This is a genomic window from Siminovitchia sediminis (assembly GCF_042680885.1).
GTDB lineage: Bacteria > Bacillota > Bacilli > Bacillales > Bacillaceae_C > Siminovitchia > Siminovitchia sediminis.
On record NZ_JBHUEO010000063.1, the window covers coordinates 1 to 23,227 of the forward strand.

Annotated in this window: 19 protein-coding genes and 1 pseudogene; 8 read left to right on the forward strand and 12 right to left on the reverse strand. The window is 39.9% G+C overall.

Translation table 11 applies throughout. The annotated features are described in order from the left end of the window. Positions 1-148 precede the first annotated feature (148 nt). The 8 genes and pseudogenes from ACFSCZ_RS16100 to ACFSCZ_RS16135 form a co-directional block, all read left to right on the forward strand. Positions 149-988: pseudogene (locus ACFSCZ_RS16100) on the forward strand (ComEC/Rec2 family competence protein); the annotation flags it as partial. Between the two features lie 315 nt (positions 989-1,303). After that, positions 1,304-1,516, forward strand: a complete 213-nt coding sequence (locus ACFSCZ_RS16105; RefSeq protein ID WP_380775305.1) for a DUF3006 domain-containing protein — start codon at positions 1,304-1,306, stop codon at positions 1,514-1,516. 279 nt (positions 1,517-1,795) lie between these two features. Further along, positions 1,796-3,148, forward strand: a complete 1,353-nt coding sequence (locus ACFSCZ_RS16110) for a sigma-54 interaction domain-containing protein (protein WP_380775307.1) — start codon at positions 1,796-1,798, stop codon at positions 3,146-3,148. 102 nt (positions 3,149-3,250) lie between these two features. Further along, a complete protein-coding gene (gene speB / locus ACFSCZ_RS16115; protein WP_380775309.1) occupies positions 3,251-4,237 on the forward strand; it encodes an agmatinase in 987 nt (328 codons plus the stop codon). Between the two features lie 338 nt (positions 4,238-4,575). Continuing rightward, positions 4,576-5,424, forward strand: coding sequence for a polysaccharide deacetylase family protein (locus ACFSCZ_RS16120; RefSeq protein WP_380775311.1), 849 nt, complete (start codon positions 4,576-4,578; stop codon positions 5,422-5,424). Between the two features lie 97 nt (positions 5,425-5,521). After that, positions 5,522-6,997, forward strand: a complete 1,476-nt coding sequence (locus ACFSCZ_RS16125) for a sodium:solute symporter family protein (RefSeq protein WP_380775314.1) — start codon at positions 5,522-5,524, stop codon at positions 6,995-6,997. A gap of 27 nt (positions 6,998-7,024) precedes the next feature. Then, positions 7,025-7,774 (forward strand): SDR family NAD(P)-dependent oxidoreductase, encoded by a 750-nt coding sequence (locus ACFSCZ_RS16130; protein ID WP_380775316.1) that lies wholly within the window; start codon positions 7,025-7,027, stop codon positions 7,772-7,774. 159 nt (positions 7,775-7,933) lie between these two features. After that, positions 7,934-8,167, forward strand: coding sequence for a Uma2 family endonuclease (locus ACFSCZ_RS16135; protein WP_380775336.1), 234 nt, complete (start codon positions 7,934-7,936; stop codon positions 8,165-8,167). A 615-nt stretch (positions 8,168-8,782) separates the two neighbouring features. On the opposite strand, the gene ACFSCZ_RS16140 is transcribed toward ACFSCZ_RS16135, so the two are convergent. From ACFSCZ_RS16140 to ACFSCZ_RS16195, 12 genes are all read right to left on the reverse strand, one after another. Then, positions 8,783-8,881 (reverse strand): putative holin-like toxin, encoded by a 99-nt coding sequence (locus tag ACFSCZ_RS16140; RefSeq protein WP_380775318.1) that lies wholly within the window; start codon positions 8,879-8,881, stop codon positions 8,783-8,785. Positions 8,882-9,068: 187 nt separating this feature from the next. Continuing rightward, entirely contained in the window at positions 9,069-10,748 is a 1,680-nt protein-coding gene (locus ACFSCZ_RS16145) for a DUF2357 domain-containing protein (RefSeq protein ID WP_380775339.1), read from the reverse strand. Positions 10,749-10,930: 182 nt separating this feature from the next. Beyond that, entirely contained in the window at positions 10,931-11,332 is a 402-nt protein-coding gene (locus ACFSCZ_RS16150; protein WP_380775320.1) for an AAA family ATPase, read from the reverse strand. 1,096 nt (positions 11,333-12,428) lie between these two features. Then, positions 12,429-13,340, reverse strand: a complete 912-nt coding sequence (locus ACFSCZ_RS16155) for a DMT family transporter (RefSeq protein ID WP_380775322.1) — start codon at positions 13,338-13,340, stop codon at positions 12,429-12,431. 58 nt (positions 13,341-13,398) lie between these two features. Continuing rightward, positions 13,399-13,467: a hypothetical protein gene (locus ACFSCZ_RS16160; protein ID WP_380775340.1), complete on the reverse strand. Its 69-nt coding sequence runs from the start codon at positions 13,465-13,467 to the stop codon at positions 13,399-13,401. Between the two features lie 374 nt (positions 13,468-13,841). Next, positions 13,842-15,215 carry an MATE family efflux transporter gene (locus ACFSCZ_RS16165; protein WP_380775324.1) on the reverse strand — a complete coding sequence of 458 codons (1,374 nt, stop codon included), beginning with the start codon at positions 15,213-15,215 and terminating at the stop codon, positions 13,842-13,844. A 211-nt stretch (positions 15,216-15,426) separates the two neighbouring features. Beyond that, positions 15,427-16,926 carry a M81 family metallopeptidase gene (locus tag ACFSCZ_RS16170; protein ID WP_380775326.1) on the reverse strand — a complete coding sequence of 500 codons (1,500 nt, stop codon included), beginning with the start codon at positions 16,924-16,926 and terminating at the stop codon, positions 15,427-15,429. A 209-nt stretch (positions 16,927-17,135) separates the two neighbouring features. Continuing rightward, positions 17,136-18,110 carry an agmatinase gene (speB, locus tag ACFSCZ_RS16175; protein ID WP_380775328.1) on the reverse strand — a complete coding sequence of 325 codons (975 nt, stop codon included), beginning with the start codon at positions 18,108-18,110 and terminating at the stop codon, positions 17,136-17,138. A 372-nt stretch (positions 18,111-18,482) separates the two neighbouring features. Then, the gene (locus ACFSCZ_RS16180; RefSeq protein ID WP_380775330.1) at positions 18,483-19,955 is read right to left on the reverse strand and encodes an aldehyde dehydrogenase family protein; all 1,473 of its coding nucleotides are present in this window, start codon (positions 19,953-19,955) and stop codon (positions 18,483-18,485) included. A gap of 322 nt (positions 19,956-20,277) precedes the next feature. Beyond that, the gene (locus tag ACFSCZ_RS16185; protein ID WP_380775342.1) at positions 20,278-21,648 is read right to left on the reverse strand and encodes an APC family permease; all 1,371 of its coding nucleotides are present in this window, start codon (positions 21,646-21,648) and stop codon (positions 20,278-20,280) included. A 120-nt stretch (positions 21,649-21,768) separates the two neighbouring features. Continuing rightward, entirely contained in the window at positions 21,769-22,344 is a 576-nt protein-coding gene (locus ACFSCZ_RS16190) for a TetR/AcrR family transcriptional regulator (RefSeq protein WP_380775332.1), read from the reverse strand. Between the two features lie 66 nt (positions 22,345-22,410). Then, positions 22,411-23,079: a cyclase family protein gene (locus ACFSCZ_RS16195; RefSeq protein WP_380775334.1), complete on the reverse strand. Its 669-nt coding sequence runs from the start codon at positions 23,077-23,079 to the stop codon at positions 22,411-22,413. Positions 23,080-23,227 lie beyond the last annotated feature (148 nt).

Consider the following 23,227-nt stretch of genomic DNA (forward strand, 5'->3'; position numbering starts at 1 on the left):
TAGGTTTTTGGGTGTGTAGTAACTTCAATTATCCTTAGAATTCAGGGGGTGGCAATTTTTTTGCTTATAAAGCCCGCTATAAAGACATTCTATAGCCTATTTAATATAAAAGTTTTGACAATACGATTTTATTACAAGGGGGAACATTATGAAAAGAAGGTTTGGGTTCGTTGGCCTCATTGCAGTTTTATTGATTTCTTTGCTTTCCGGGGCAAGCTTCACAAGTGCTGCCTCAAAGAATTTGGATGTCCATTTTATCAATGTCGGCCAAGGCGATGCGATCTATATCAAAACACCGAATGGTGAAAACATCGTTGTCGATGCAGGGAATCGTGCAAAAGGCCATGATGTAGTAAAGTACCTAAAAAGTCAAAAGGTCAAAACCATTGATTATCTTATTGCCACGCATCCAGATGCGGATCATATCGGCGGATTGGACGAGGTCATCAAAGCCTTCAAGGTTAAAAATGTCTATGCACCGAAGGTATCTCATACAACCCAAGCCTATAAAGATTTTTTACAAGCTGTAAAAAAGAAAAAGTTAACAATCAAAACAGCTAAGGCAGGCGTTAAACTGCCGTTAAAAGATAAATCGGTCGCGGCCAAGTTCATTGGCCCGGTAAAGAGCTATTCAAAAAGCGACTTAAATAACTGGAGTGCTGTATTGCATCTCAAATATAAACAAAATACCTTTCTTTTTACTGGAGATGCGGAGCAAAAAGCCGAAAATGATATGATAGCCAAAAAACACATCTCAAAAGTGGATGTATTAAAAGTCTCTCATCACGGAGCAAGCAACGCTACTACTAAGAGCTTTTTAAACAAAGCCAAACCGAAATACGCAGTCATCAGCGTGGGTAAAAATAATTACAAACACCCGACTTCAGCCACCCTACATCGTTTGAAAGCTGTAAAAGCAAAGGTTTATCGTACAGATAAGGACGGTACGATAAAAGCATCATCCAACGGCAAAACCATTAAGTTCAGTACGTCTAAAAAAACAAACAGCAAACCAGTACCAAGCACATATAAGCTTTCTGCCAGTCTCGATAACAGAGCTCCCAAGCAAAATGCTACGGTTCATTTAACCGTCAAAGGGCTGCCGAAAGGCACAAAATATAAAGCGGTCTTTCACTATAAAAGTACGAATACTACCTATTCAGGTAAAGTTGGGACAAAGCTTCCTGTTAAAATAGGAAGAGCTGCAAAAGGCTATACTGTTAAGGTGAATGTGACTTCAACCTATAAAGGAAAAACTTATAAAGCATCCACTTCTTTTACACCAAAATAAGGATGGTGCCCTATGAAAGGTATAATTGATCGCTATGAAGGAGATTGGGTTGTCGTTGAAATTGATGGAGAAACAAAAGATTTCAAGAAAACCATTTTTCCTGAGGAAGCGGCGGTTGGCGATGTTGTCGAAATAAAAGGCAATCAAGTTACCGTCTTAAAGGATGAAACCGAAAAACTCAGAAAAGAGATTAATGATTTAATGAATGAGGTTTGGGAGGATTAAGCGGAAGCCCGGTCAGTGCCGGGCTTTTCATTTTTCTATACTTTGAAAAAATCTTCACTCCCCTCCCCCTCTATTTTCTCTTTCCTTCATTACCTGTTTCCATGAATTCCAGCCTGCTTTAATTGACAAATTACATCCAATCGAACATTAAATTTTACCCCACTGGTATCCCATCCAGCTTTTCAAGCACACTTTTTTCGAATATCATTACAATAAATAAAATTTAGTCAAAATTGATTACTTCAGTCATTTTTGACTATCAAAAGGAGTGTGTGAGTCTTGGCTTCTATTAATCTAGAAGAAGGCTTATTAAAAGACATTATTTTGAACTCTTTTGACGAGATTTTTATCACTGATGGCCAGGGGATCGTCCTTGATGTCAGCCCGACTTGCTATGAGTTGTATGGGGTGGAGTCCAGCGAGTTAGTGGGAAAAAGTGTATTCGAGCTTGAAAAAAAAGGCATCTTAAATCCTTCTGTATCGGCCTTGGTATTAAAACACAGACAAACAATGAATAAAGTTCAGGAAACGAATACAGGAAAGAGAGTGCTAGTCTCTGCTTACCCTTATTTTAAGGACGGGGAGTTAGCTTACACCTATAGTTACTCAAGAGATATAACGGAATTAGAATCGTTGAAAAGAAGAAATGAAGAAGTGGCTAAGACACTAGCCTATTATAAAGAGGAGTTTAACCAGATAAAAGAATACAAATATCTTTATTTTAAAAATAAAAAAATGGAACAGGTAATGGATATTGCCAATAAAGTGGCGGACCTCGATGTAACCGTTTTAATTGAAGGCGAATCTGGCGTAGGAAAAAACCAGCTTGCTTATTCCCTGCATAAACAATCTTCCCGTTCGAACGAACCTTTTGTAGAAGTTAATTGCGGGGCAATTCCTGAGTCTTTGTTTGAATCTGAAGTCTTTGGCTATGAAGAAGGAGCATATACAGGAGCGAAGCGCGGCGGCAAAGCTGGCAGCTTTGAACAAGCAGGATCAGGTACCCTCTTTTTGGATGAGATTGGGGAGATGCCGCTCAATCTTCAAGTGAAGCTCTTATCCGTGCTCCAAAACAAACGAATCACCCGATTGGGAGGCTCACAAGAAATTGATATCAACTGCCGTATTATTTGTGCAACAAACTCGGATCTAAAAAAATTGGTTGAGCAAGGGAAATTTCGTGAAGATCTATATTACCGCTTGGACGTAATAAAGATTACGATCCCTCCCCTTCGTGAACGAAAGGATGAAATAGAGCCCTTAATCGAAGAATTCACAAGAGAATTTAATGAGAAGTATCGATTCAACAAACATTTTTCCTCACAAATGATTGCCCTGTTAACTGAAAAGAATTGGCCGGGAAATGTACGGGAGCTTAGAAATTTTATTGAAAGGACGATGATTACCTCAAATGAAGATATCATCACATTTGATACAAAAGAAAAGAATTATGATGAGTCCGAAAAAATTACCCCTTTACATGATTTTATTGAAGCCGTTGAAGGCGATTATATTAAAAGGATGTTTGCAAAATTCCCAAACAGTATTGCCCTTGGGAAAGCCTTACAAATTAGTCAATCAACTGCAAACAGAAAAATACAAAAGTATATCAAATCTACTAGTCAAAGTTGACTGGCGGCCCGGAGAAAAAGCCTACAGTTATGGGTTATCACGGTTGGCATAAAACTTGCTTTAAGAATAGATGAAAAGCCGACAACGATGAGGAGGATGTTTATGACAACCCAATACGCACCTATTAACTCGCAAGAATACCCACGCTTTAGCGGGATTAAAACTTTTATGAGACTTCCGCATGTTAAAACAGAAGAGGATATTGATTTTGCGGTGATCGGAGTTCCTTTTGATACAGGCGGAAGCTTCGGTATAGGAACAAGGTTTGGTCCAGAGGCTGTGCGTTCCATGTCTTCATTAATCAGGCCGTACAATCCTGGTTTGGAAATTGATATTTTCAAATATTGCTCTGGAGTTGATTACGGGGACTTGGCTGTAAATCCCGGTTATATTGAAGAATCCTATCATTTGATTGAGAAACAGCTGGAACCTATTTTAAACAATCATGTCATTCCTGTTTTAATCGGCGGTGACCATTCAGTATCCCTGCCGCACCTAAGGGCTATGGCAAAACGATACGGGAAAATAAGCCTCGTCCATTTCGACTCCCACGGGGACACTTGGGACTCTTATTATGGAAAGAAATATACTCACGGAACAATGTTCAGGCGTGCAGTCGAAGAAGGAGTCGTTGATCCTTCAACATCTATTCAAATTGGCATGAGGGGAAGCCTTTACGGACCTGAAGATATTAAAGATGCAGAGGATCTGGGCTATCAAGTCATTACATCCCAAATGCTGAAAGGCATGACGCCAAATGAGTTGGGAGAAGCAATTAAAAATCGAACGGAAAACCATCCAATATTCGTTACGTTCGATGTAGATTTTCTGGACCCGGCCTTCGCTCCAGGAACCGGTACTCCTGAAATAGGTGGATTTAGCACTTTTGAGGCACAGCAATTTGTAAGAACCCTCAAAGGATTAAATATAAAAGGCTTTGATGTGGTTGAAGTCCTTCCTGACCGAGATCCAACGAGAGTTACAAGTCTAGCCGCAGCCAATATGTGCTTTGAGTTCATATCACTTATAGCGTACAACATGAGGGAGAAACAGCAGCAAGATGAGCAGTCACTCCAAAAACTTAAATAATAAAAGCCATCCATCGCCATTTTCCAGCCAGAGGGATTCTGGCTGGAGTTTCCGTTAAAAATTTACAGAAAGGTGTGAGTCTTATTTGAGGTAAAACTGCCGGGTTTACCTACTACAGTTTTGGATCATGTACTTTTTCCACTAGAATAAACGATTTGCGGGGTTAATCAAATGAGGTAATACCGGCAACGTTGTAAGCGCTTTTAAATAATGTAAAAAGTCATAGCAAGTTGAGCGGCGCCAATATGTGCTTTGAGTTCGTATCACGCATAGCAAGCAAAACTGGAAACAACCAATTGCACGGCCGGTAAATGTAACTTTAAAAGGGGGAGTGAGAGTTGAAGTGGCCTAAAGATAAAAAAATGGCTGTTGTCCTCTGCTTCGATGTAGATGCTGAGACAGCATTTTTGTTCGACAAAAAAAACAAGACCCGGATGTCATTATTATCCATGGGTGCCTATGGAAGAGGACCTGGTTTAAATCGCATCCTGAATTTGTTAAATAAATACGATTTAACTGCGAACTTTTTCCTTCCAGCAGCTGTAGCAGAAATGGACCCAACAGTAGTTGAAAGAATTGTAGAAGGAAATCATCCAATTGGCCATCATGGATATCTTCATGAGCGATTGGATACATTGTCTCCGGAGGAAGAAGAGGAGATTCTTGTGAAGGGAAAAGAAATCATTCATAAGTATGCTGGTTATGATCCAGAAGGTTATCGGGCCCCGTTATGGGAGATGAACCCTTACACTCCGATTTTATTGAAAAAACATGGTTTTAAGTTCGACTCCAGCCTTATGGGGAATGATGTTCCCTATACCATTGATGCTGGGGACAATAAAACATTACTGGAAATTCCTGTTTCTTGGCTTTTGGATGACTGGGAGCAGTTTGCCTATTCGGCTGAACCGCAACTAGGCTATTCCATTGAAGAGCCAGATAAAGTTTATCGGCTTTGGAAAGCCGAGTTTGACGGATTGTACGAGGAAGGAAGAAGCTTTGTCCTTACGATGCATCCTCAGCTCATCGGCCGCAGTTCACGGATAAACATGCTGGAAAAACTCATTGTCTATATAAATTCAAAGCCAGGGGTTTGGTTTACAACGTTAAATGAAATAGAAAAAAGTTGGTCCTCTGGAGAGCTTCAAGTGGAGCACCAATCATTCGTAGATTTATGGAAACTTTAAAATGAAGGCATTTTTTCATGTGTTCATCCGATGATCCACCTGCCAATGATGCGATCACTTTTTCAAAAACACAATGTATGAGGGGGGTAGTTGTTTTATGATTATTACGATATTTATCATTTTTATGCTGGCAATATATTATTTAGGATTTAAGGGATATCAACGGGTGGATACAGCGGAAGACTTAATCGTTGCAAGCTGGAATTTGCCTTTACCACTGGTTACATGGAGTTTAACCTCAGCCCTGTTAGCTGCACCATTTTACTTTGCTGCAGTAGATTCAGGTTATTTTGTCGGTGGATGGGAAGCATTTGCAACAATGGGAGGTCTCGGAACAGCCATGATTATTGGGGCTTTTACTTGGGTAAAGCCGCTTAGAAGACTTAAGGGCTGGACCATTGCCGATTATTACGGTATTAGATTTGCGGATAAAAAACTGGGTGCCTACGCAGGGATTATTATGATTGTTGCTTTTGGATTTTTTAATGCCGGTGCCTTAACAGTTGGCGGCGCTTATATCGTTCAAGCCATTTTTGATATTCCCTTTTGGGCAGGTGCACTGGTTTTTGTTATTTTAACACTTATGTATACGATTATGGGTGGGTTGTGGTCATTAGCTTATGCCGATATATTAAATGGCCTCATCTCAGTGCTAGGGATATTGGCTGTTACTGGTGTTATTATATTTACGAACCAAGGAAATGTTTTTAATCCTGAATGGTGGGATGTCAGCGCCTTATTTACAAAAGGGGGAGCTACCTTCTGGCAATTATACTTGGTCTTGGCCTTAGGTAACCTCGCTGCAGCAGATCTTGGACAAAGAGTTGCTGGGGCAAAAAGTCCTAAAGTCGCCTCCAAATCTATGATTATAGCAGGGCTCATTGTCTTGCTTGTTGGCTGGACCCCCGGAGTAGTGGGTGAAGCATTTAAAGTCCTATATCCCGGGGTAGACAACGCGGAATCCCTCTTGCTGATATTTCCTTTAGATTATTGGCACCCTGTATTTGCCGGCTTATTCTTGGCTGCAATGGTAGGAATGGCTATGTCTACATTAGCTGCCTGTTATATGGCCGCGGTTGGAGTATTTGCGAAAAACATTTATTTGGACTTTATTAATAAGAGTCCCTCTCCAAAAAGTCTATTATTCATTTCAAGAATCGCAATTTTAGCTTGCGGATTTGTAGCATTGTTCATATCACTTTCATTTGAAGAAGTACTAACAGTTGCTTACCTTGCCTGGGATATTATATTTGTTACATTATTTTGGCCCTTGCTTTTACCCCCTTTCTGGAAAAGAGTCTCAGGGGTTGCTGTATGGGCGAGTATTAGCGTGGGTTTAGCAGTATACTTATTCACTCTGTTCTTAGGCGTCCCTCTTGCGGGTGAAGGCGGATTAATTCGAACTTTGCTGCAACAGCCGGTATTCTTTAGTGTGGTAATTTCCGGACTCGTTTTGGTTGTAGTTTCCTTCATCTCCCCGCCTAACCAAGCAACACTGGAGGCCCATGTCAGAGAGAAGAATGAATCTCTGGATGTCGTAAATGAAGAAGATAATAATGAAAAAGTGAGTTAGATCAAAATATATTTGTTGGAGGCAGTTATGAGTAAATTAACAGATAAAGTGGCGGTTATTACAGGAGGAAGTCGCGGCATTGGTAAAGGAATTGCCATAGCCTTTGCAAAAGAAGGGGCAGATATCGTTTTCACGTATTTGTCCAATAAAGAGCAGGCTGATATTACGGTAAAAGAGATAGAATCATATGGTGTCAGTGTCAAAGCTGTCCAAGTCAACATAGGGAACGAGGATGATGTAATCAATCTGGCAAATGTTGTAAAGGAAACACACGGATCATTTAATATCCTTGTAAACAATGCCGGTACGATTGGGAAAGAAAGTTCCTTAGTCGACATGACTGTGGAGGAGTGGGATCACACCATAAATATAGATCTGCGTGGGGTTTTTCTTACTACAAAATATTTGATTCCGCTCATCAAAACAGATGACCCAGGGAAAATAATCAATATCTCCTCCGAGCTTTCCATTAAAGGCAGGGCTAACTTTACACATTATGCGGCCGCCAAAGGCGGTGTCAATAGTTTTACCAGAAGTCTTGCCCTTGAACTGGCCCCTGATATTTTAGTCAACACGATTGCACCGGGTCCTGTTGAGACCGATATGATTTTAGCCGACATGGATGAAGAGTGGATTGAAAAAGAAAAAGATATTCCATTAAAAAGATTGGGAACTGTAGAGGAAATTGCGGCTACTGCTGTATTATTGGCTTCAAAAGACGGAAACTTCTATTGCGGGCAATTTATCAGTCCCAACGGCGGAGCGGTATTTATCTAATATTTAGCTTGGTAGATGAATGGATCATCTATCAAGCTTTTTAATTTCCAAAGTAAATCTCTAATTGTTCCAACGTTTTAGCTCAGCAGTTTCTCCTATCTGCCCTCCTCTTTATTTGAATAGTGAAGTTAAATATGTTGGTGGAGTCCCAATCTCTTTATCGAAATACTCAGCCCTTCTCATCAAGCGCACGACTTAATATTTAAGTCCAACCTTTATCAGGCCGACGGCATAAAAGAATACTGGATTGTCAATCCGATTTTACATCATATCATGATTGATTCATTGGATAATAGCAATCAATATCGTTTGGCCGCTAATGAAAAACAAGGAATGGTGAGGTCAAACATCATAGAGGGATTTGAAGTAGATGTCGAAAAAATGTTCGATTAGACAAAACGAGCGGCTCACGTAGTACCAATACGCGGGCCACTCTTTGCACAGGCTATGGCGGAGTCCAAATAGCCTTGGTTTAATTTACCCGGTCAAATCTTTTGTAAACATGTCCATGAAAGAAGGACGGCCACCTTTTCTTACAAGCGGCCGCCCTTAAGATAGGGAGAATGGCTTTTGACTCTTGTTTTTTGGGATTACCCGGACTTTTTCAATTAAAACATCTTCTTTCTTATTTTCTTTACGGAGGCTCCAGTGTAAAGAAAGACTTGAGCATGTGACAGAATTAATGATCTGTATGACTTGAATTTAAATGTAAAAATAAGAATAAAGAGAGCGGTAATTCTTTTCTGAGATTCGAGAAGAATATATGGATAAGAAAAGAGATGAGGCTGAATAAGCATAATGATCCAAGCCCTCAAATTCCAATCTAATCAGAATTGCTATTGTTACTTTACATGAAAAGCGGGTATGAATATAATAAGGTTATAAACATACAATGAAAAAAGGGATACCAGCGCCCACTGGCACCCCGATTATACAAACTGCACTGCATGAAGTGCAGCGGCCTGAGGCAAGAAATAACTCTCCTGCTCGGCCAAAAGCAAGGGAGAGTTATTTCTTTTTGTTTAGTGAAATAACTATGGCTAACACTGATACGATTAGGCTTGAGAACATGATCATCAAGACTATTGCTTCGTATAGAGTCACCATCCAGCGTCACCTCCCCTCGCGAGGAAGTAGCCGCTGCCCACCCTGCTAATGCAGTTGTATACCCTTTTATTTTAACATGGATATCAGAAAATTAGGATATTAAAAATCCATTTAGAGGTTGCTCCTCCGCATCACCATTTCAGTAGATGGTTAAAATCTTTAGCGGAATGCTACATGTTAATTTCATTCACCTAAAAATCTCCCCACGGATCACCTTAAACACTCGACTCGGCTGCCTCTCCAATAACTCAAGCGGCAATCGCTGTCGAACCTCTTCCCCATGCAACACTTGGATTTCCCCAGCCTCCCTGTCCAGCACGACAGCATCATGCCCAATCTGATAGGCTTGAATCTTCCGTGCTCGATCCACATAAGATTCGTCCAATTTCGTATGCACCTTGGTGGTTAGTCTTCTGAGCATTCTCCACAGCTTGACATCTTCGCCAGATCCCATAAAAAGCTCGGGCAATTCTTTCGCCTGCATCAAAACCTGCTTCGTCGTCAGCATCACATGTTGAATGCCGTAACCTACGGGAGAGATTGTCTCCTTCAACGTCTCCCACCGATCCACGAACAAACGTACAGTGGGTTCCCCTTCGGATTGATTTATAATTTCTACGTCCACCACTTCACCATAAAACTGAATACCGTTCTCAGCGCCTGTCTGCCTGGCGACTTCCTGCGTAACATACAGAGCCAGATACGTGGATTTTTGCCAGTCTCCTTTTAACCGGGTGGTCTGAATCTCAAAATACCTCTCCCGTTTAAATCGCTGATAATCTTTGGCATGTCCCACAGACCCTACCAGTACCTTCTCATCCAACTGCGATTCCCAATAAGAGATAGATCCTTGCGGCAGGATGCCCTCTTCTTGCAGCTCCTCCGGGTTGCTTTCCACCAACCGGTCGATCAACCGCTCAACCAGCTTGAAAGAACCAGGCAAAAATGGCAAGCCACCAATATTCACCTTATTGATACTTTGGTAAAACGGATGTTTTTCATAATTATCTTCATCCTGCCAGGGGAACAGCACATAGGCGCCAAAGGCGAAACGCTCATAAGGGCCTCCCTGCTTCACCACATGAGCATCACGATAACGATGCATCGTATTGATATCTTCCTCTAGCGGTCCAGGGTCCTCCCGGGAAAAATCGATCCTGTATTTGGCATCAAAGATATAATCATAAGAGTACGTCTTTCCCTTTTTCTCAATCTCTAACATGATATCTGGTTTTTGTGGAACAGTCGGAAGGTTTCCCGTCCTTTTCTGAAAAGATAACGTAATTTTCTCCTTTGTCTGGGGATGCCTGAACACCTGCTTTACTCGCTGATTCTGCACCAGATCCACAAACAGCTGCCCCTGCCTTACCAGCAAGACACTTTGATCGACCGCTTCATATTTCTTCCGTAAAATCTGCCCCACTTTGAGAAAAGTCCAGTACTCATACAAAGTCGCAACATCTTTGACGGACATTTTTAACAGCTCACCTTGTAGAGCAAGCCCCCGATTGATGATCAAATAAATTCGAAAGGCGTCACGGTACCCGGGTTTCATCTGCATGACCATGTTCAATACGCTTTTCCTGATCGGCCCCATCCGTTTCCAAAACGGCTTCTTCAAATAGCTTTTCAACTGAAACAATTTACGATCAATCCTGCCTACAAGCACCTCATCCACTGGCACATCATAGAGACCGCTCGGCCTCATGACTCTCTTCTTCAGATCCATCAACTGATACACAAGCCGCTCCATCATCCATTTTACAAAGCGGTTTTCTACTGTATCAAAAGAGAGAGATTTCTTCACATTTAACCCCTTGTCAGGTAAAAACGATCGGTCTGTTCTTAATATTTTCTTCAGTGAAATAAAAGCTCTTGTTGGTTATGTAGGAGTGGATGTGCGAGACTAAAGAACCGACACTATTAAATTTTGCACTCTAGTATGTTCTTCTCTTAGCGGTATTTCCTCTAAAATCTCATCGGGGATTCGTTATTGAACAGGTTTACAAGATTGGTAGCAAATTCCTTTGAAGAGGCAAAAAAATATCCTTAGTGAGGTTGTGGTCTTTGAGATTTTGCTACATTTGGGGCTCCCCAAGGTACATTTTCGGACCAAGTGTTTTGTTCTACATCGAACCCCCTTCTTATAGGTGCTCCGATATCTTTCCATATCCATTGTTCCCTTACATACTTTTCTTTGGTTGTCTCATCGATTCTTATCCAACGCTCTCCAGGACTGTTATCATGTACAACCGTATGTAGCTCTATCTCAGGATAAAACCCCTCTTTAACCCTCCCCATTAGGGAATCATCAATTGATAGATTTCCTGCTTTAGAACCATGAGACATTATTATTTCATATGCTTTTAATATCGTACTTTTCCCAGCGTTATTAGAACCTACTAAAACAACAATATCATCTAATTCTATTTCAACAGGTACATTTACCAATACATCGAAAACTTTTTATTATTAGTTTACTTAATCTAGGTCTAGGTACATTGGGATCTAAAGATCCTAAGGTTACTTCAGATTCTTTTTTTGCCACAAAAAAGTTCCCCCTTAGTTAACTATTTATGTAACTAGTATAACTGATAACATGATTGTAAAACACATTAGTTTTTTTAATTTTCAAATTACTATAGTAACGATTCTACTTTAGGTAATGACCGCTAAAGAACCCACTATTTATTTAAGGAGTGGGTTTGTTAATAATTAGGGTCTTTTAATATTCCTGCAATCAGTACCTCTCTTTTTTAAACCAATTAACTTTTTCCCGGAGCTCCTGCATGATCTCTGCTTTTGTCTTAATAATGTCAACTTATATTTCTTGTGTATCCTAATCATAAAATCATTAAGTTCTTCAAGAAAGTTTAGCGCTTCATTCCACGCCTTTCTTTTAAAAAAACCGGTGCATATTACCAATCTTTATCTCTCTTCATCACCAATAAAAGCTCCTTCGTGCAGCAGGTCTGTCCCACCCCTGCCGGACACACAAAAGGGATGCTAAATCATTGTGATTTGAATTCCTAATTGGTTTGACCTGTTAATTTTTTCTCCTGCAGAAATAAACCCGTTCCTTTAAAAAACGTCCACTTAATTCTCCGCAAACTTTTCCTCTTCCCACTGCCCCTTACTATTTGGATCTTTATGGTAACTGGATATCGCCTAGTTCTTTATATGCAGGGCTTTTCCAATAAAAAAAAACACGTCAGGATAAGCAGCTTAACATGTTCCTTATTCTAATATATTAATTTTCACGAAGTATTTTTTAAAGGTCCTCCGGGAAAAACGCATAATTTTTTTAGTTAGAGAGCTCTAAAAAAGGTGTGAAGCTAACATATTTGGGGTTTTCGATTGAAAAAACTTACCAACGATAAAGAAAAAGATTATAATCAGTTCAACTATTAAAACACTCGGTAAGTCTTTCCATGTAGTACTGCCTTCCTTTAGACTTTGACTTTTTGGGGATTATCCTAGAGGGTAAGTTCTGAATATATATAACTTATGTAACGACTGTAAGTAACTAAATTTAGAATGATTACTTTTAACCTGTTAGCTGCGATTTTTCATCAGGGGATTCTCTGCGTTTCTCGCCATTTAGATTGACAATTGCAACGCTGGATATTGCTACAATACCACCGATAATAGATAGAATACTTGGTATCTCCCCTAACCATAACCACGCAATAGTTATTGCAAAAAGCGGTTCCATATAGAACATACTCATTACGGTTCCAGTATTTCCTGAAGATAGAGCAATTGCCCAAGCTGCATAACAAATTGCCGATGGGAAAATACCAACGTAGATGGCTGCTACATTAGCTTCTAACGTAGCCGATTGAATACTTTCAAATAAACCAGGCAGAAAAATAAGCATTGGTAATGTTCCGGCCCAAGTGAAATAAGCAGTTAAATGAATTGGATGATAACGTTTGAAAAGCGGCTTTTGCAATACAAAAAATATCGACGTTGCAATGGTAGCCAACAACACTAGTGGAATACCTCTTAAAATCTTAAAATTGGCATCTGTTGTTCCTAATGTAATGATAAAGATTCCTATAAATCCAATTCCAAGCCCAATCCATCTAATTAATCCCATGCGTTCTTTTAATACAAAGACAGCAATTAAGGCTGCAAATATGGGTGCTGAAGCAACAATCATACTTGTTGTCCCTGCGGTAACTGTTTGCTGACCATATGTTGCTGCAATATAATATAAAGTTATTCCTATAAATGCCAGAATAAAAATGCGGAGAAGATCCTCTTTTTTTGGCCATTTAAAACGTGACCTTTGAGAAAGTGCATAAAAAGCAAATACAATTGAAGCAACAAGAAATCGTAATAGAGCCAAATGGTCCGAAGGTATTCCCCCTAGTAGACTGGCACGGGTTCCTGCAAATGATGAAGACCATACGATAATTGTAATAAGTGCAATTATAAAAGTTTTCTTATTCACAACTAACCTCCCTATGAGTAGTGATTAGCACATAGTTTGCTAAAATTCCTGCAGGAAGTCATTTAATATTAAACTTCTTTAGCTTCCGCACAACCGTTGGTTGACTCACCCCTAGGTATTTTGCCACTGCAGATAATATTTTATCAAGGGGCGTGTTTTAGCCGTTTCCTCCGGTATATTTAATAACAATTTGGACAATCTCAAGGCAATACTTTTACCGTCAGTAACCACGATATTACCATTTGATGCCTTGAGAATTTCCCCCAATTCTATTTCCAATAGAGTAAAATTTATCTTGTTAATGATCAATGCCACCCTATTAGATACAACCTTCAGGGCTGACAAGGCTACATTTCACAAAAACCTTCTTTAATTCTGACCGCTTTCTGCTTATCTCTTTGAAGAGCACTAGACAAAAAAATAAAAGAGTTCTTATGAACCAGCTATCAGATAAAAATCCCCCTTTAAACCTGCCAATTTAAAGGGGGGTTCATGAATCATCTATAGTTTTGCAATATCTTTTCTAATCATGATTACCGCAACGATACATGATATGATTTCTGCAATTGGAAAGGCATACCAAATACCATCTATCCCCATAGTTTTAGACAGTATGAAGAGTAGCGGAAGCAAGAAAATAAAGCTTCTTCCCATTGCTATAACCGTCGCTTTTCCTGCTTTTTCAATACCTTGATAATAGTATGAGATCACTAAAGCAACAGTTCCTAAAGATAATCCAAACATATATTTCATGATGACTTCCTTCGTCACTTCGTAAAATTCAATATCGCTGCCGCTAAATATACTTGTCAATGGTCCTATAAATATATAGCACCCTGCGAGTATAAGTGTTATGATCCCAAAACCCCATCCGGCACCATACTTAAGCGCACTTTTAACTCTGTCGAATGCCCGATATCCATAATTGTAGCTTACAATTGGCTGTATTCCAATACCGAAACTATACCCGACTATTCCCAGTACATAGTATATATAAGCATTGATAATTCCGTATGCACCGACTTCATACGCACTTGCACCTGAAGACACCAACATATTGTTTACAATAATGGTTACTATAAAAGTTGTTAGCTGAATGGAGCATGAAGAAAATCCAATTTTACATATATGAATCAGATCAATCATTCTCATCCTGAAATCAGACAGCTTTAACCTTAAATCTGTCTTGCCAAACAGGAAATGCAGAATTAGTAAAAAAGAAGGTGCTAATGCAACAGAAACCGCAATTGCAGAGGAGACAATTCCCAATTCTAACTTAAAGATTAGCCAATATTCAATTATTATAGCTATGACTGGTGGGAGAAATAGTACAAATAGTGCTAGCAGCGGCTGCTCATCAGCACGTGCAAAATAATAGATTGTATATCCCGTAGTGATGAAAGGGAATGTTACTAAGTATACTTGCATAAATTCCTGGGCCAGTATGATTACTTCTCCTCTCGCCCCTAGAATAGTAAGTATATTCGGCAAAAATAAGAATGATATTACTGAAATCCCTATGGTTATGGCAAGTGAAAATGCGATAGACTGGCCTAAAATATGTTTGGCTTTTTCCTTATTACCTTTACCAATCTCAACCGCACAAATGGAGGCTCCTCCGTTACCAATTAAATTTGAAAGGGCAGTTATAAGAGTGAAGTAGGGAAATAGAACCGCTATTGTAGCTAAGGCATCTGCCCCAACCCCATTCCCAAGAAATATACCGTCAAATATGACTTGAATACTAAAAAAAAGCCCCGTCAAAACCGCAGGTATACAGTATTTAGGAAATAGTTTTCCTATTGGCTTTGTCCCCAGCTCTCTTTTTAAATCCAGATCTGCCTTATCTTTCGATTCCAATTGCTCAATAGCCAATTAATTTGCCCCCCTTTCCCCAAGGCATCTAACTTTAAGATGTCTGAAAAGAATATGTTTACCATGCCCCAGAAGCCGTTTTTTTTATCTTTTAAAAACATGAACTCATTTTTCCTCGGTTAGAGTACATTCCAACCGAAAAAATAAAACATTCCAATCCATTAAGGTCTATGAATCTAGCAATTTTATAGTGGTTACATACTAGCAATATTTATTTGTATCTTAAGGCAACATTCTTATCAAGGGGGTAAACCGGCCTTCTAATATTTTTAAATTCCCCTATCTTTCTTACATCCGGATTAGTGATTCCTATGCTTTCCGGTGTAATATATCCTTTCGGCAAATCTTTGAAAGCTTTTTTATAAGCGTGTCCAAGTCCTTTAAGTATGATGATGTTTAAATCTCTTACATCGATGCCCAGGATTTCAAAGACATTTAAGTTTTCGGTATCTGCTTTAAGCTCAGTTACAACGATTAAGATTCCGTTTTGATCAATGACCGCTATCCTTCCAACATCTTGTGGGTCGCCTCCATAATAGGCATAAGGTAATTTCTCATCCGTCAGCTTAACCACTTTCGCGTTAAGATCTACTGGTTCTCCATGCAAGTTATCCCTCCATGCTCCCAGCTTCCCAGTAACAACGCCTCCAACACCTGCCTGGTAGGCTCTTTCAACAACTTTAGGATCGTGGATTGCAGAAACTCCGCCGGAAGGTACTTTTGCGTCCAAAACGGCTTGCAAAATATATGTTCCATCACCTGGTCCGGCGCCGCAAGGGTCATCGCATTCATCAATAAATGCCCACAAGCCGCCTTCGCTCATAGCTTTCTCTATTGCCTCTTCTAGTGGTGTAGGTTCAATAAAAAATTCCTCTTTGATTTCCCACATGAATTCCACCATGTCCCTGGCTATTTTTTCAGCTAATTCTGTATCATTATTTGTTACGACGATAAATGAAGGGCCGGCTTCTTTCTTGTCAGAACCATAAAACCCTGCAAAAGGTGAAACATTTATAACGTTTTCATTCTCCTCCCATTTATAAGCTCTATCCATGAGTTTCTTCATAGGGCCGCTCTCTGTTTCTGTGCGAAGAGCAGGTAAAAGAATTGGCGGCTGCATTCTTACACAAGTGGTCTTAACCCTACCGCTTACAATTTGCTCTAACAGTTGGCACGCTTCTTGTTCCCTTTCATAGGAATCTTCATGTGGCTGTGTATTGTATGCAAAGATGGCATCTGCCTTTTCTACAGAAAGATCAGAAATGTTACCGTGCGGGTCAAATACCACTAGAACGGGAGTCTCTTCTCCAACTTCTTCTCTTACTGCTGTCAGCAAATCTCCTTCACAATCATCAAGACCTTCAACGACTGCCGCCCCGTGCAAATGCAGAAGAACCCCATCCAGCTCCTGGCCTTTCAGATTATTGATCATTACATTTTTAATATATTCATAGGCTTCCTTCCGAATTGGTCCGGATGGAATGGCTCCTGCCGCAATAAGCGGAACAACATCCCATCCCTTTTCTTCCACATAATCTACATAACCGCCAATATTGCCTGAACACGTACGGACTCCTCTTGACCCTTCCAACACTTGCTCTTTCTCATCCAAAACCCATGTTTTAAATTCTTCTAATGAAGTATATTCACTGCTAAAACTACTCGTTTCATGCCAAAAGCTACCTATTGCAACTCTCAATTTTTTTTCCATTTTTACATTTCCCCCTCTAAGCGTCCTTCATGGTTTCCACTAAAATATTTTTGGCAGACAGGATTTTGCCCCTGTACTTTTTTTGGATGAACTGTAAAAGCTTATTAGTTCTAACTCCCAAGACTATTCCTCACCTCCCTAAAAATATTTATTCCTAAAGAACATGTGCTCAGCCCTGTGTAAGCTATTTTCATTAACCAAGCGAAATATCACGTTTGTTGAACTTTTTCTAGATTTCCTACCAGCAAGGCCTTTTTTTTGAGAGCTATCAAACTGATCATTTCGAAAATGATAGAGGAAGCGACAACAGCAGTAATCTGTCCACTATCATAAGCAGGTAAAACCTCAACCAAGTCAAAGCCTTTTATATCGAGACCTTTTAATCCTCTGACATATTCTAGACCTTCATGACTGGTCGGTCCGCCAACTTCGGGTGTTCCTGTACCTGGTGCAAATGCTGGGTCCAGGAAATCAATATCATATGTAACAAACACTGGCCGATCCCCCACGCGAGCATGGATTCTTTCCATTACATTGGCATATCCGATTTCACGGACTTCTTTCATTGGAATGACTTCATAACCCAGATCTCTTGCATCTTCGATATCTTCAGGACCATATAGCGGCCCGCGCATACCTACCTGTATAGAATGTTCTACATCCACTAAGCCCTCTTCAACCGCACGTCTGAAAGGGGTACCATGCATGTATTTCTCACCAAAATAGTGATCCCATGTATCACCGTGTGAATCAAAATGAACCAACGCTATCTTTCCATATTTCTTTGCAAATGCCCGCAAATGTCCTAATGATATAGAGTGATCTCCTCCCATTAATACCGGGATGATTTCCTTATTAAGGATAGGCTCAAGAACTGCTTCAATATTGTTATAAGTTTGTTGAACATTTCCTGGTATAATGTCGATATCGCCATAATCAACCCCTGAGCAATAGTCAAAAATATTAATATCTAAATCCGGGTTATAGGGGCGCAGCAATACCGAAAAATCGCGGATATGCTGAGGACCGTAACGCTGGCCAGTCCGATTGGATGCAGCGGTATCAAACGGAACTCCCAATACCACAAAATCAACATCTTGTGTCGTTCTAATTTGTTCTAATCTCATAAATGTACGTGGACCCGTAAACCGGGGAGACTTTGAAGAATCCTTTGGTTTATACATCATTTTCCTCCTTAAGAATGAATTCAGTTCAGTATGTCAATATACATACAGCTTTTTGACCATTAATAGCTATTCAACAAAATCCAAAATCATATTTAACCCATTTGTTTACACGGTTTTAGTTCTGCAGTTTTCCATGAAAAGGGCCGGCGCAATCAATATCGGATAAAAGCTTTTGTCCCAGCCCTCAAAGGTCAATACCTGCTTTTCTTTTGCTCCTTCTAACGGTTTACCTTGGAAGAGATTCCCCCAGTTTATAGGAAACTTCACAACATGGAAGACATAGTCAAGTATAAAGGTAGCCGGTTTTTCTTAAAGGTTTTTTGCCCTAAGATTTAACAGAGAGAATATTTTAATGCTAATTTCGGTGTATCATTTAAACCAATCTACAGGTCCCACATTCAAATTGATATTGATCTGCTTAATCTCCTGGAATTCTTCGAGTCCATAAGTTCCAAGGCTTCGGCCGATTCCGCTTTGTTTATAACCGCCCCATGGCGCTTCAACGAAGGTCGGATGATAAGTGTTGATCCATGTAATCCCCGCACGAATTCTTTTAATGACACGCAATGCCCGAGCACCGTCATTTGTAAACACGCCTCCTGCCAAACCGAACTCTACATCGTTGGCCAATTCAAGAGCTTCTTCTTCATCTTTGAATTTTTGGATCGTTACAACAGGCCCGAAAATTTCTTCCTGCACAATCCGCATGTCCTGAGTCACGTCAGTAAAAACAGTCGGCTCGATAAAGAACCCTTTTTCTAATCCACTATCCATGATCCTTTTGCCACCGGTCCTAAGAACTGCTCCCTCCTCCTTGCCAATCTTGATATAGTTCAATACATTGTGCATCTGCTTTTCGCTGACAATGGCGCCCATTTCTACACCATCTTCATTTCCCGGACCAACCTTTATATTCTTGGTGCGTTCTACAAAACGCTCGACGAACCGGTCATATATCCCTTCCTGAACCAGAATACGGCTTCCCGCAGAACATACTTGCCCAGCCCCAAAAAAGATGCCGAATAAAGCTTGGTCTACTGCAACTTCCAAATTGACATCTTCGAAAATGATGTTTGGTGACTTCCCGCCTAATTCAAGTGAAATTTTCTTCAAATTACCCGTTGCAGCCTGCATGATTTTCCTGCCGGTCTGCGTGCTCCCGGTAAAAGAAATAGCGTCTACTTCATGGCTTTCCGCAATGGCCTGTCCAATGACTCCTCCCTCGCCTAAAACCATGTTGGCCACACCGGCGGGTATACCGACCTGTTCCATTATTTCAAACAATTTTTTTGCCGTGATTGGCGTGACTTCTGCAGGCTTAAATACAAGCGTGTTTCCGGCCGCAAGAGCGGGGGCAATTTTCCAGACGCTCATGAGCATAGGGAAATTCCACGGAACAACAAGCCCAGTTACACCAACGGGTTCCCGGACAACCATGGATTGGATATTTGGATCCGGAACGTCGTACGTTTCGCCGCTTGGCTTTGTAATCAATCCAGCATAATAACGAAAGCAAGCCACCGCATCTTCCATATCAAACTCGGCTTCACCCCGCGTTTTCCCATTATTCATCACTTCCATGTCAACAAGTTCTTCAAATTGCCTTTCAAGTTTATCGGCTATTTTATAAAGATATTTTGCCCGTTCTGCCGCTGACAGTTCCGACCATATTCCGCTGTCAAAGGCCTTTCTTGCCGCTTTAATGGCAGCATTTGCGTCTTCAATTGTGCCTTCCGCTGCTTGTGCGATCACTTCCCCATTTGCTGGATTGATAACATTTCGGACAGCCTTGTTGCTAGATCCGCACCATTTACCGTTGATGTACATTTTTAAGTTTAACAAGTTAAGATCTCCTCTCATTCATGTATGCATAAGGAACCTTAAGCCATAATTTTTTCTTTAAGTACCCAATTATCCCTTAGAAGAGATATGCTAAAGAATGACTGCAGATTATCAGATCGTTTTGTTCCATGACTAATCTTCATTTTTCATCAGCAATACACATTTTTTCTCAGTCTATAATGTAAGGGATTATTTTCTCTTAAAAGCGGTTACATAAAAAATCTAATCCAATAAAATGATTGGCAACCCGTACATTCCGCAAATATCTAGTAAATCGTTTTCTATGATTGCCTGCTAAATCTTAGAGTTTTTTCCTCCTTAATCAAGCTGTAACATTTTTATTTTCTAACTTTCCATTTTGTATGTCAGCCACCTGCATTTCCGGCGCCCTTTTTGTAAATAACCTGGTTAACCAAGCAAGATATAAGATACCGCTTAATAACCATAGTCCCCCTATTACCAATGATGTTTCACCTAAACGTGAAAGCATCCATAGGTTAAGACCACCGCCGATAAACGGTATGATTAAATATAAGATTGTTCCTTTAAAGGTGCGCTTGTTGTTTCTAATATAATAGTGAGAGATAACGGAGACGTTTACTGCAATGTAAGTTACAAATGCTCCGAAGTTGATTAATGAAACCGCTGTCGTCAAATCAATTAACAAAGATGAAAGAGCAATGATACACGTTACGATAATATTGTTAGTTGGCGTTTTATATTTTGGATGGACATAGCCAAAGATTTTCTTAGAAATAACACCATCCCGCCCCATAGCAAATAGTAGACGAGACATACCTGCAACTGATGCGATTCCAGTCCCGAGTACCCCTATAATCATTCCTGATAGAAAAACAGCACTAAATAAATTACCACCTATAAAAAGTGCAATTTCTGAACCGGCGACGTCCAAGTCGTTAAACTGAGTGAAATCCGGAAATACTGAATGTGCTAAATATGAAATACCGATAAATAAAACGGCTCCAATTAAAATGATCAGAAACATCGCCTTAGGAATCGTCTTTTCAGGATTCTTTGTTTCCTCTGAAAGCGTTGTTATAGAATCAAACCCTAAAAATGACATACATAAAATTGCTGCTCCGGACATAATCGGTATAATTGCCGATTCGGAATTAAAGAAAGGAGTAACGGAGAACAAAACACCCGTACCTTGTCCGTTCAATATTCCATTTATGCAAAGTCCCGCAAAAATAACGAGCACAAGTACTTGAAAAATGAAAATAATTGTATTAATATTAGTAGCCAATTTAATTCCCAAATAGTTTATAGTTGATACAACTATAAGGAATAAAACAATCCACACCCACATGGGAACGGAAGGTATAGAGGCATGAAGATATAACCCCATTACCAAACTATTAATGATAGATGCAAACGCATAGTCTAACAAAAACGCCCAACCAACGATAAATCCTACATTAGGATGAATAGACTTTTGAGCATAAGTATAAGTAGATCCCGCTACAGGATATGCTTTCACCATCTGTCCATATCCGTAAACCGTAAAGGACATGACAATTAAAGCTACAATATATGCAGCCGGAATCATTCCATTAGTAATCTCTTCAACTATACCGTAACTTGTGAATAACCCCATTGGAGTCATGTAAGCGAGTCCAAAAAAGATAACTGAAATAAGCCCCCAGGCTTCGATTAAAAGTAATGTTTTGATTCACAACACACACCCCCTGAACACTTTAAAGCAACTATATAATCTGAATATTCGGTTTGTTATAGTGATGTTTGCCTTTTGAGCTCTAAATTTATATTCTAGAGCTCAAAAGTCACTTCACTATTTTGATAATCCTCGCCAATAGATGAACCACGAAGACTCAAGCATTCTCTTTGACCTTGTATGGCCCCCGTATAAACTCTCTACAAACAAACTATCCAAAATTCCGAGATATCCGTTAGCAGCTGTATCTGGTGAAATTTCTTGGATTTCACCAGATACAATTGCTTTTTCAAAAATAGGTATTAGATTTGATTCGATACCATCCAAGCTTTTATATAGATCGGACATAATGATTTCTCTTAGGTGTGGCGGTGGAAAGAATGATTGATGTATCCAAAACCTGGTATTATCATCATTCACGCATCGAATGCTGTACCTGGAGAGCAGTTCAAAAAGACATTCCTCCAAGGGGTTATTTTTGTTTTCTTCTAGAAAACTACTTACAAAGTCTAGTTCATATTTACATACATCTTCAAATAAACTTAAAAAAAGATCATCCTTCCCTTTGAAATGAGCATAAATTGATGGTTTTTTTATACCAACTTCTGATGCAATATTAGATAAAGAAGTCCCTTCAAATCCAGCCTCTGCAAATTGAACAAGGGCAACCTCTTTAATACGATCCTTAGTCAAAACTATGCACCCCTTCCGAATCTTCGCAAGGTGCATTCTATCATTATTCGTGGCCTTCTTCAATGACTAGCTTGTCCAAGCTACTGCACGGATTGGGCTTCCATCTCCCTCAATGACACGGAGAGGAAATCCACAAAAAGTTACCCGGTCAGGAATTTTATCGATTCCCGTCAACCCTAAAATATATGGAGTGTCCTTTTTCAATAAAATATAATCCGGAAGTTCCATACCTGAAGGGACAAAGTCAATCCCGTCCCTCGGATCGCCGCACATTGCAAAGTCTGAAGCAAATAAGCGGATTTGCTTATCTACTAAGTATTCTGCAGCATCAAGCGTTAAATATGGGCTTTCAGTTGTGTAATTGGCATCTTCCCAATATTTATCCCATCCCGTATACAAAATGCAAATGTCACCTGGTTCTAGTAAATGTCCACCGCTCTTCTCTAGGTCATCTGCAGTAATGGATGATAACGGCTTGCCTTTTTCCGGTAATCTTAGTACCCTTGCTGGTCCAATAAATCTTTCAAGGTCTATCTGATCTACTGATTGGCCTTCCTCCCACCAGTGCCTTCCGCACTCTACATGTGTACCGGTATGAGTAGTCATCTGAAGTTCAGACGCAATATAGCCATTTACAGGAAGTGTAGCTATCCGGTTCATTTTATATGGTTTATACGGATTCCCGTAGTTCCACATACTGGTAATCAGAGGGCCGCTTAAATCAAATATTTTCATAGAATAACTCCCTTTCATTCTAGCGTATTGTCAAAACTTTTATATTAAATAGGCTATAGAATGTCTTTATAGCGGGCTTTATAAGCAAAAAAATTGCCACCCCCTGAATTCTAAGGATAATTGAAGTTACTACACACCCAAAAACCTA